Origin of the sequence: Pseudomonas sp. M2(2023) (assembly GCF_030263955.1) — a bacterium.
In the GTDB taxonomy this organism is placed as follows: domain Bacteria; phylum Pseudomonadota; class Gammaproteobacteria; order Pseudomonadales; family Pseudomonadaceae; genus Aquipseudomonas; species Aquipseudomonas asiatica.
Genome location: NZ_CP127114.1, coordinates 5,431,743 through 5,441,261 on the forward strand (window position 1 = coordinate 5,431,743; position 9,519 = coordinate 5,441,261).

The following is a 9,519-nucleotide window of genomic DNA, read 5'->3' on the forward strand; positions in this document are numbered from 1 at the left end:
TATTCATAGTTTGCTAACTATCAATATACGCCTGTGCCTCCCCCTGTCGTCAACCGGGGGGATGGATGAATTGTTGTTCATGCTGGGGCTTCTGGCCTGCCTGTGCCGGCCTCTTCGCGGGTAAACCCGCTCCCACAGGTGCTGCATAGGATTCAAGCCATGCGCGGTACCTGTGGGAGCGGGTTTACCCGCGAAGAGGCCCGGACAGGCAACAGAGCATTCAGGGCTGTATCTGGTCTTCCAGCTTCATGGTCAAGGCCAATGTACTGCCCATCTGCACCGCCCGGTCACGCCACTCCTGGTAGCGGCCCTCGTCACGGCTGCTGAAGTGTACCGCCAGCTCTTCGGCCGCCTGCACCACCCCCGCAGCTGCCGCCAGTTCCAGCCAGTACAGTGCGGCCTTGAGATCAGCCTCCACGTACAGCCCGTGCATCAACCGGTAGCCCACCTCGAAACGGCAGCGTGCCTCGCCCTGCTCGGCCCCGCGCAGGAACCACTGGTACGCCTGTACAAGATCTACCTGCCACTGCAGGCTGCCATCGCACACTTCTTCCTCGTACAGGTCACCCAGGGCAGCAGCGGCATGCAGCATGCCCCGCTCGAAAGCTTGCCGGTAGCACTCCGCCGCCTGTAGGTAAGAGGGTTCGATACCTTTGCCGAAGTAATGTTGCTGCCCAAGGTTGAACCACGCCGCGGCATTGCCTTGCAGGGCCGCCATGCGCAACAGGTGGCCGGCCAACACGGTGTCAGCACGCCAGTATTTGCCGTTGAGCCAGATCCAGCCAAGGTCGTTGAGCGCCGCCACATTGCCTTGCAAGGCCTGGCGGCGCAGGTCGACGTAAACCGCCTGCAAGTCGCTGGCTTCGTCCAGGCGACTGACCAGCATCGAGCGCTGGCTGGGCAACCCGATCCCGGCAAACAGTCGCTGTCGCCTCCCGACAGCGGCCGGTGGGGCAATGACCCGCTCGGGCAAAAGGCGGGCAAGCAGCGAATGGATATTGCTGGCAGCAGACATGTTCATCCTCATTGAACGACACACAACCCCAACCTTCGGCTGTGATGAGGCGTGATTCTGCGTGACGTAACGTCAAAACCTGTCGCGAACGATTCGGCACCAGGCAACCAAATGCGACTTCCTTGATCTGAGCAGGCTGTGGCCAATTGCCATGACCCACGCCTGCCGCCATCCTATTGCGGCAAGCCTAGACAAGGACGTTATCTTTTGCCGTTCGCCACCACTCGCGCCACCCTCAGCCGACAGTGGGCGCTGCTACGCCAGCTGCCCAGCCGTTCCCCTGGCATTACCAGCGCCGAATTGGTCTGGCGCCTGCGTGACGTGGGCTTCACCGTCAGCAAACGCACTGTCGAGCGTGATCTCAATGAGCTGTCGCTGATATTTCCGCTGGAGCGCAATGACAAGAGCATTCCGTTTGGCTGGCACTGGTCGGCGAACGTTGCTGGCGAGTTGCGTGGGAATTTCGATCTGCAGGGTTTTTTGCGCGGTGGTTCGCTGCAGCCGGCGCAAGGTGAAGGGGTCGAGCTACAGGCCTGGGTCAGCGACCTGCTGGCCCGACAGTTGCGTGAAGCGCCGTTGAGTGTCGATATGCAGCTGACAGCGCTGGAGCAGGGCCATCGGCTGCGGGCCACCGTGGAGGATGGCTGGGGGTTGCGCTGGTGGGTGCTGAGCCAGGGAGCAGGCGTGGTGATCGAACAGCCCAGCCAGCTACGCATGGAGATTGCCAGGACACTCGTTGAAGCGGCGGCACAGTATCAGGATGTACATCGAGTTTGAGCATCAATACGCAAAGTCATGGGCTGTGTTATTTCACTCGGCTCCTGGCTCAAAGAAAAAAAACCAAGCCCGAAGCCCCAGCACGGCCAACACTTCGATGGTCAATGCTAGCCATAGGCCGACTAAAACCCGCTTCATAGCTCTCGGAAAGTTCTTCATTTCCTCGGGATTCACGAATCCGCGCCGCAGGTAAGGTCCCGGTAGAGTCAACAAACATGCAATATTGCACGTACGGAGAACTTTGCCCGGCAAGCCCGCCTGGGAAAAGTTTTCCTTTACACCTCTTACATAGTGAGATCTTTCAAGCAAGGCTTCAATCACATTGATGTACCTATGAGATACATATACAAGGACAGCCATCGTTATTGATATCAAGCCAAAGACAACCAGCACAACGAAACCCGGCTCAAATGCTATCATTCTGAAGCTCCGAACCCTATCCATGAGGACACCATGAAATTAAAATGCAAGTCACTTATAACAGCATAGCCCTTGCCCGCCCTAGCAAAGAACTCTTTGAGAGCGAATTCAACTTGACAAACTTAAAACTTTAAAATATTGTGCAAAACAAAAAATAGAATGGTAGAAGCCATTAACCCTCCCCAAGAAATTAGCATCTTAATTTTAATACGCCTTGGGAACCGCGATATCTCGGAAGCATCCGCGACTCCTCTGCGCACAAAGATCCCAGGCATCATAAGCATGTTTGAGGCTAGGCAGGTGCGCAACAACCTTCCTAAAAATCCCGCCGATGAGAAATTTAGCTGATTATCACGCACATAACTGCATCCTGAGAGCTCCGACTCAATCAGATCGAGATATCTGCATGCCAAATAAATCATAAGGCTCACGCCGATCATCATCCAGACTAGCAATATAGACATTCCTATTACTTCAACTGTTTCATTCAATCCTCTTTCCACACACTCGCCTCCCAAGCGGATCAAACCAACAACAGTGTTGCTCCCATCATCTCGGCAAGCTTCTTCAGACAAGGTGCAATGGAGCACCGCGCATCACACTGCAGCCTGCGCGCTTCCTCCAAACACTTTCTTAAAAAGACCCGAGCGCGAGGAATGCGACTGAAGAAATACACATTGTGCACCACGTTACTATGAGCAGTCTTTTCATACGCGCCGGAAAGTTCTGCAGTTGCGCCTCGTCAACCAATCCCTTGCGAGCAAATAGGTATGGCGTGCTCAGAAGTGTTGATATGGTACAGATACGCATAATTTTACCGAGGATGCCCGCATGCAAATAAAGTTTCCTATTCCCCGATACAAAATCACTTTTCCATAGCAGCCCTTCAATCTCATCAAGATATCTTATGGCGATATATATTTGCACTAAAAGCGCGACTATACCCAAGAAGAAAAAACAAATCGCAACCACATTCATCTCAAATGAGCTCATGGCTTAATGCTCTCGTAGAGAATTTCCCCAAGCCACTCACCACCCTCTTTACCATTTTCACCACCAATCTTTCCACCTACGGCTCCACCGACCACCGCGCACGCTAATGCACCGGCCCCTCCACTAGGTATTCCGAGTACTACAGCGCATACAAGGGTACCTGCGGCACCTCCGACAGCCCCCATTACGGTGCTTCCACTCAAACCTCCGACCAAACCACTTCCCTCCACATATTTGGCCTTTCTACATTCTTCTTCTCGGCCAATGGTGCACGCCTTATGAATGGACAACCCTGTCGCCGCCACATCCAATGCAACCCCAATGTAGGCCCCTTTCTTGATCAGATTCGCAGCCTTCGCCACTCCCGTTACCTTCTCTGCATACCCGGAAATCTCCCCGGTACTCAGATAACGCTTGGTAGAAAGCTGCAGCATCCGCTTGATCGATCCTTGATTTCGTAATCCAGAACCTTAAGCGGCGGTCCTCCCCAGCTGTTCGTCCAACGTCCTGAACAGCTCCACACGCTTGGCATAGAACTCTTCCCGCGCCCTGAACGCACCACCACTCATATGCTCGCGGTGCAGTTGCTCGATCTGTTCCAGCGTCTTCTTGATTGCATCCAGATACCTGGCCCAGCCATCGCTCGCTGCCCCTGCCCCCATCGATGCATGGGCCAGTAGACTTTGCAGCATCTCGAAGTTATCCAGCATGAAACCGTCAACACCGCCCCCGTTGAGCATGATGTCGCGGTGGATGCCAGCCGCCTTGCCCATGAGAAAGGCTTCATGGCTGGTGCAGGAAGAAGTATCGGGGTCACCGACGATCACCAGTTCGCCGGCCAAGACCACGGTGTTGACGATATGCCCATTGAGCACATCGAACTTGGCCTGCTGGTTGGCGTTCATCGGTGTACCGTTCTTCAGCGTCGCGTAATTCTGTGCCTTGGGATTTATAAAGCTGCGTGCCTTGGACATGGTCGGTCCTCACGCAAACTTCTTGTTGGCAATCCGGTCCCAGCCACCGGTCACATTGCCGCCGGCACTACCATCGACACGCTGCTGCCGGGTGTAGGTGGTCTTGATACGGCCGTAGTCGAGCTGAATTATTTCAGTCGGTACGCCGGCATGCGCGCTTTGTGCGTAGTCGGCGATGATCACTTCTTCGAGCACCACTTCGTAGTACTTGAGTTTATCGCCGCCAGCGCGGCAAACGACCAGCCTCACCTCTTTCAGGTGCTGCCCGGCGCAACTGGCTTCGAGCAGTTTGCAACTGGCGTTGTCCAGGTACTTGGTGAAGGTGAGGTTGCTCAGGGTGGTACGCCCGGAAGTGGCGCCGCCTGCGGAACTGTCGGTGGCGGAGGCGCTTTGGCTGCTGCCGAACGTGTAGCCGAGGATTTCGATCCAGTTACTGTACTGCTCGTCCTTTGCTTCGCCAGCGATTTCCGCGATTTGAATATAAGCGTCGAAAGCCATGGTTACTGTTCCTTGTAAACAATTGAGCGGAACAGGCTAGGCACGGAAAAACTCCAACGCAATCGTTCTGCGCAGATCGATGCTAAATTAGGAATTTTCTTACAAGTTATGCGACAAGTCGGCTTGAAACATTTGAAAGTGTTTCAGGGTTACGCCATTTGGGCCGACAACATTAGCCGGATCACCGGCAAGCCGGCGATCGGGCCAACCAAGCACATGCGCGTCAGCGCTGCATCCCCCAGCGGCGAACGGTCAACCGCTCCAGCGTGTTGAACACCAGCCCCTCCACCAGTAAACCGATCAGGATCACCACCGCCAACCCGGCAAACACCTTGTCGGTGTACAGCTCGTTGCGGTTCTGGAAGATGTACCAGCCCAACCCGCCTTTGCCACTGCTGGCCCCGAACACCAGCTCGGCAGCGATCAGTGTTCGCCAAGCGAATGCCCAGCCGATCTTCAGCCCCGACAGGATTGACGGCAGCGCCGCCGGGACAAGGATATGCAGTACCAGCCGCAGCCCTTTCAGGCCGTAGTTGCGCCCGGCCATGCGCAAGGTCTCCGACACGCCTAGGAAGCCCGCATAGGTATTCAGCGCCAGCGCCCAGAGCACCGAGTGCACCAGCACGAAGATCAGGCTGTTGTCGCCCAGCCCGAACCACAGCAAAGCCAGGGGCAGCAGGGCAATCGCCGGCAACGGGTTGAACATCGAGGTCAGGGTGCCCAGCAGATCACGACCGAGCTGGGTCGACACCGCCAAGCTGGTGAGGCCGAAGGCCAGGATGATCCCCAGCAGGTAACCCTTGAGCAGAATCACCAGCGACACGCCAACCTTGGCCGGCAACTCACCGCTGACCATGCCGTCCCACAGCGCCGTGGCCGTCTGCAGGAAGGTCGGTAGCAGCAGATCGTTGCCCTGGTAGCGGGCAATGGCCTCCCACAGCACGGCGATCACCAGCAGGATGACCGCCTTGCGCAGCCAGCCGTGCTGCCACAGGCGCTGAGCCAAAGGCAGGTTGCGCTCCACAGGCACACTGAGCAAAGGCTCCAGCTGCACCTCGTATTCCTGGCGTACAGGTGTAGTGGTCATGGCTGAAGCTCCTGTCAGTAGGCGATACGGATATCGTTGAAACCAAAATCGTTGGGCTGTTCGGGGGCATCCACCTCATCGAACAGCAAACGATGGATGCGCCGGGCACTGGCCTGGAAGTCGCTACCACCCAGGCTGCCCAGGTCGTACTGGTGGCTGTGCACTTCGGCACGCACCCGCCCCGGGTGGGGTGACAGCAGCAGGATGCGGTTGCCGACCACCAGCGCTTCTTCGATGGAGTGGGTAACGAACAGCAGGGTAAAACGCACCTCCTCCCATAGCAGCAGCAGTTCTTCCTGCATCTTGCGCCGGGTCAGCGCATCAAGTGCCGCGAACGGTTCGTCCATCAGCAGGATCTTCGGCTGCGTGGCCAAGGCCCGGGCAATCGCCACGCGCGCCTTCATACCGCCCGACAGGGTGTGTGGGTAGGCATCGGCGAAGGCGGCCAGGCCGACTTTTTCCAGGTAGTGCAGCGCCCGCTCCTCGGCCTCGGCGCGTTTCAGCTGGCCCGACACCAGCAGAGGGAACATGACGTTCTGTTTCACCGTCTTCCATGGCGGCAGCTGGTCGAACTCCTGGAACACCACGATGCGGTCGGGGCCAGGGCCGTTGACCGGCTGGCCTTGCAGCAGAATCTGCCCTTCCTGGGGCGAGATGAACCCGGCCACGGCCTTGAGCAAGGTGGACTTGCCGCAGCCGGAGGGGCCGAGCAGCACGAAACGGTCAGCACGGTCGACTTCGAAGCTGACCTGGTGGGTGGCCCGCACCACGCGTTGCGCGGTGCGGTATTCGAGGCTGAGGTTATCCACCTTGAGCAAAGGTGGTGTTGCGACACGGCTCAGGTTGCTGGCCGTGTGGCCTGGCAATGGGGCAGTCATGATCGGTCAGCTCCCCTGCAGTGGGCGTTCATCCTGGAAGAAGTAGTCCTTCCACGATTCCGGCTTGTGCTTGATGGCGCCTACCCGATAGAGGAAGTCGGCCAGCTTGTAGGTGTTCTTTGGCGTGACGGTGAATTCGTACTGCGGGCTGTCGATCAGCTTGATCAACGTATCGCGGTCGATCTTGGCCTTGGTCACGCGAATGTAGGTGTCGGCGGCGGCCGCCTTGTCCTTCTGGGCGAAGTCCGCGGCTTCAGCCAGTGCATCGACGAAGGCCTTGTAAGTCTTGGGGTTGTCCTTGCGGAATTTTTCAGTGGCGAACAGCAAGGTCGGCGAGTTGGGGCCGAGCAGGTCGTAGCTGTTGAGCACCACGTGCACGTTCTTGTTGGCCAACACCTGGTCCTGAAACGGCGGGTTGGAGAAGTGCCCGTTGAGTTCGGTGCCGCCGGCCAGCAGCGCGGCAGTGGCATCCGGGTGCGGCACGGCCAGGGTGTACTTGTCGAGGCGGTTGTATTCCTTGTCGCCCCATTGCTGGGCGGCGGCGTACTGCAGGAAGCGCGACTGCACCGAAACGCCTACCGCCGGCACGGCGATGCGGTCCTTGTCGGAGAGGTCGGCAATGGTCTTCACGTTGGGGTTGCTGCTGACCAGGTAGTACGGGAAGTTGCCCAGCGAGGCCACGGCCTTGACGTTCTGTCGGCCCTTGGTACGGTCCCACACGGTCAACAGTGGACCGACGCCGGCACCGGCGATGTCCACCGAACCGGACAGCAGTGCGTCGTTGATGGCCGAGCCACCCGACAGCTGGGCCCAATCGACTTCGATGTCGATGCCCTGCTCCTTGCCATGTTTTTCGATCAGATGCTGGTCACGCACTACGTTCAGCAGCAGGTAGACGATACCGAACTGTTCGGCGATGCGAATCTTGCCTTCTGCTTGCGCCGCGGTGGGGGCCGCCAGGCTGCCGACGACAAGGCTTGCGCCCAGGGCGATGCTTGCCGCCAGGCGGCTGATGGATTTGCGCATGATGATGTCCTCAGTCGTCAGAACGGGGCGTCGCCCTGGATGGTGGTGCGGTACAGCTTGCGGCGCAGGTGTGCGGGGCAGCCGGCGGCCAGGTGGATCAGCGAGCGATTGTCCCAGAACACCAGGTCGTGGGGCTGCCATTGATGGCGGTAAATGTTCTGCTCCAGCACGCTCAGGGCGTACAGCTGTTGCAGCACGTCGCGGCTTTCATCGTCTGGCAGGCCGACGATGCGGGTGGTGAAGCCTTCACTGACAAACAGCGCCTTGCGGCCGTTTTCCGGGTGGGTGCGGACCACCGGGTGGATAACTTCCTGTACCTGCGCCAATTGCTCGGCGGTCAGGTTCGGGCGCCAGTTGCCTTCGAATTTGGTTTCGGCGTAACGGGCGGTGTAGGAGTGGGCAGCACTGCGGCCCTCGACCAATTTACGCAGGGCGTCGGGTACGGCGTCCCAAGCTTTGTGCATGTCGGCGAACAGCGTGTCGCCGCCTTCGCTGGGCAGCTCTTGGGCATGCAGCATGGAACCAAGGCTGGGCAGCGCTTTGTACGACAGGTCGGAGTGCCAGAACTTACCCGCATCGCCCAGGCCGATGTTCTGGCCGTTTTCGATGATGTTGGAAACGATCAGGATCTCGGGATGGCCTGTAAGCAGGAACTGCTTGAGCACATGGATCTGCAACTCACCAAAGCGGCGGCTGAAGGCAATCTGCTGTTCCGGGCTGATGCGCTGGTCGCGAAAAACCAGCACATGGTGGTCGAGGTGGGCGCGATGGATACGGGCGAAATCCTTGGCGTTGACCGGCTCGGCCAGGTCCAGGCCGATGATCTCGGCGCCTACGGCACCGGAGAACGGACGGATTTCGAAAACTTGCGGCTGGGCGCTGTCGATGGTCGACAAGGCGTTCGAGGCGGCTGACATTTATCACTCCCACGCAGTGCGCGACTTCAATGGCGCGCAACGATCAGAAACGCACGGGGTTTTCCCGTGTGGGTTCAAGTCGTGCGGCACATCGATTGGTCGACGGGTACGCAGTGGTAGTGACTATAAAGTCATAAGCGGGATATTTTAAATACCTTTAAGGAATATACATATCACTGAGTTCTGTCGCCCTGCGATCAGATCAGCCCGCCCTGCTCTTCTTCATCGATCAGGTTGTTCAAGCTGCTGAGCGCCTTGCGCGCCGTAGAGCGGTTAAGCAGTTTGGCCTGGGCACCTGGCGGCAAGTCGGTGATCTTGAATACACCTTTGGCGGTCAGCACATCGATCAGGTCCTCAAGCACGCGGATCATGTCCAGGTCGCTTTGCTTGAGCTGGTTGAGGCTGTTTTCCACGACGTCGTCGGCAAACCATTCCTGGATCTCGGCATGGTCAGCGGGGAGCATTTCGGTGAACTCGTCAAAAGCGGCTGCTTCTACCCGCAGCAACTGGCCGGTGGCGTCGCGTTGCACGTAGAACATGGCGGTGTCCCTCGTCACGTTGATTCCTTGTTGGTAGACAGCAGCATAGGCAAAGATCGCCGGGCGCGCAGGCCCGGCGCAAGAGTATGCGCTGTGGTGGGGGTTGCGGGAAAGAGCCGATAAGGGCCCTGCCTGACTAACGCGATCCCTGTAAGAGCGGGCTTGTGTCGCGACCGGGCCGCGCTGCAGCCCCGCCGATCTCGGCATTACTGCTGAAACCGTGGGGCCGCTGCGCGTCCCGTTCGCGACACAAGGCCGCTCCTACAACGGACCCGTGTCAGCCAGTGATGGGCGATTGGGCTGCAGAGCAGCCCGCTAGCGCATCAGTTGTCCTTGTTATCGATGCGGATCAATGGGTCGCTACCGGTGATTAACGAGTTGATCGAATTGCCCGA

9 protein-coding genes and 1 pseudogene are annotated in these 9,519 nt (G+C 58.2%); 1 reads left to right on the forward strand and 9 read right to left on the reverse strand.

Annotated elements, in window-relative coordinates:
- Window positions 1-220: 220 nt before the first annotated feature.
- On the reverse strand, window positions 221-1,015 hold the full coding sequence (locus tag QN085_RS24900; protein WP_031324551.1) for a tetratricopeptide repeat protein: 795 nt from the start codon (window positions 1,013-1,015) through the stop codon (window positions 221-223).
- Window positions 1,016-1,222: 207 nt separating this feature from the next.
- Here QN085_RS24900 and QN085_RS24905 point away from each other — a divergent pair, with 207 nt between their 5' ends.
- On the forward strand, window positions 1,223-1,792 hold the full coding sequence (locus tag QN085_RS24905; RefSeq protein WP_023661410.1) for a WCX domain-containing protein: 570 nt from the start codon (window positions 1,223-1,225) through the stop codon (window positions 1,790-1,792).
- Window positions 1,793-2,334: 542 nt separating this feature from the next.
- Here QN085_RS24905 and QN085_RS24910 read toward each other — a convergent pair.
- The 8 genes and pseudogenes from QN085_RS24910 to QN085_RS24945 all read right to left on the reverse strand — a co-directional run bounded on the left by QN085_RS24910 (window position 2,335) and on the right by QN085_RS24945 (window position 9,124).
- Window positions 2,335-2,787, reverse strand: a complete 453-nt coding sequence (locus QN085_RS24910) for a hypothetical protein (protein WP_128637109.1) — start codon at window positions 2,785-2,787, stop codon at window positions 2,335-2,337.
- Window positions 2,788-3,201: 414 nt separating this feature from the next.
- Window positions 3,202-4,179: pseudogene (locus QN085_RS24915) on the reverse strand (hypothetical protein).
- Between the two features lie 9 nt (window positions 4,180-4,188).
- On the reverse strand, window positions 4,189-4,677 hold the full coding sequence (locus QN085_RS24920) for an Hcp family type VI secretion system effector (RefSeq protein ID WP_023661414.1): 489 nt from the start codon (window positions 4,675-4,677) through the stop codon (window positions 4,189-4,191).
- 223 nt (window positions 4,678-4,900) lie between these two features.
- A complete protein-coding gene (locus QN085_RS24925; protein WP_015268522.1) occupies window positions 4,901-5,764 on the reverse strand; it encodes an ABC transporter permease in 864 nt (287 codons plus the stop codon).
- 14 nt (window positions 5,765-5,778) lie between these two features.
- Complete coding sequence (locus QN085_RS24930; protein ID WP_023661415.1) at window positions 5,779-6,642, reverse strand: ABC transporter ATP-binding protein; 864 nt, start codon at window positions 6,640-6,642, stop codon at window positions 5,779-5,781.
- 6 nt (window positions 6,643-6,648) lie between these two features.
- The gene (locus QN085_RS24935; RefSeq protein WP_023661416.1) at window positions 6,649-7,668 is read right to left on the reverse strand and encodes an ABC transporter substrate-binding protein; all 1,020 of its coding nucleotides are present in this window, start codon (window positions 7,666-7,668) and stop codon (window positions 6,649-6,651) included.
- Between the two features lie 17 nt (window positions 7,669-7,685).
- Entirely contained in the window at window positions 7,686-8,585 is a 900-nt protein-coding gene (locus QN085_RS24940) for a TauD/TfdA dioxygenase family protein (protein ID WP_023661417.1), read from the reverse strand.
- A gap of 197 nt (window positions 8,586-8,782) precedes the next feature.
- The gene (locus QN085_RS24945; protein ID WP_023661418.1) at window positions 8,783-9,124 is read right to left on the reverse strand and encodes a hypothetical protein; all 342 of its coding nucleotides are present in this window, start codon (window positions 9,122-9,124) and stop codon (window positions 8,783-8,785) included.
- Window positions 9,125-9,519 lie beyond the last annotated feature (395 nt).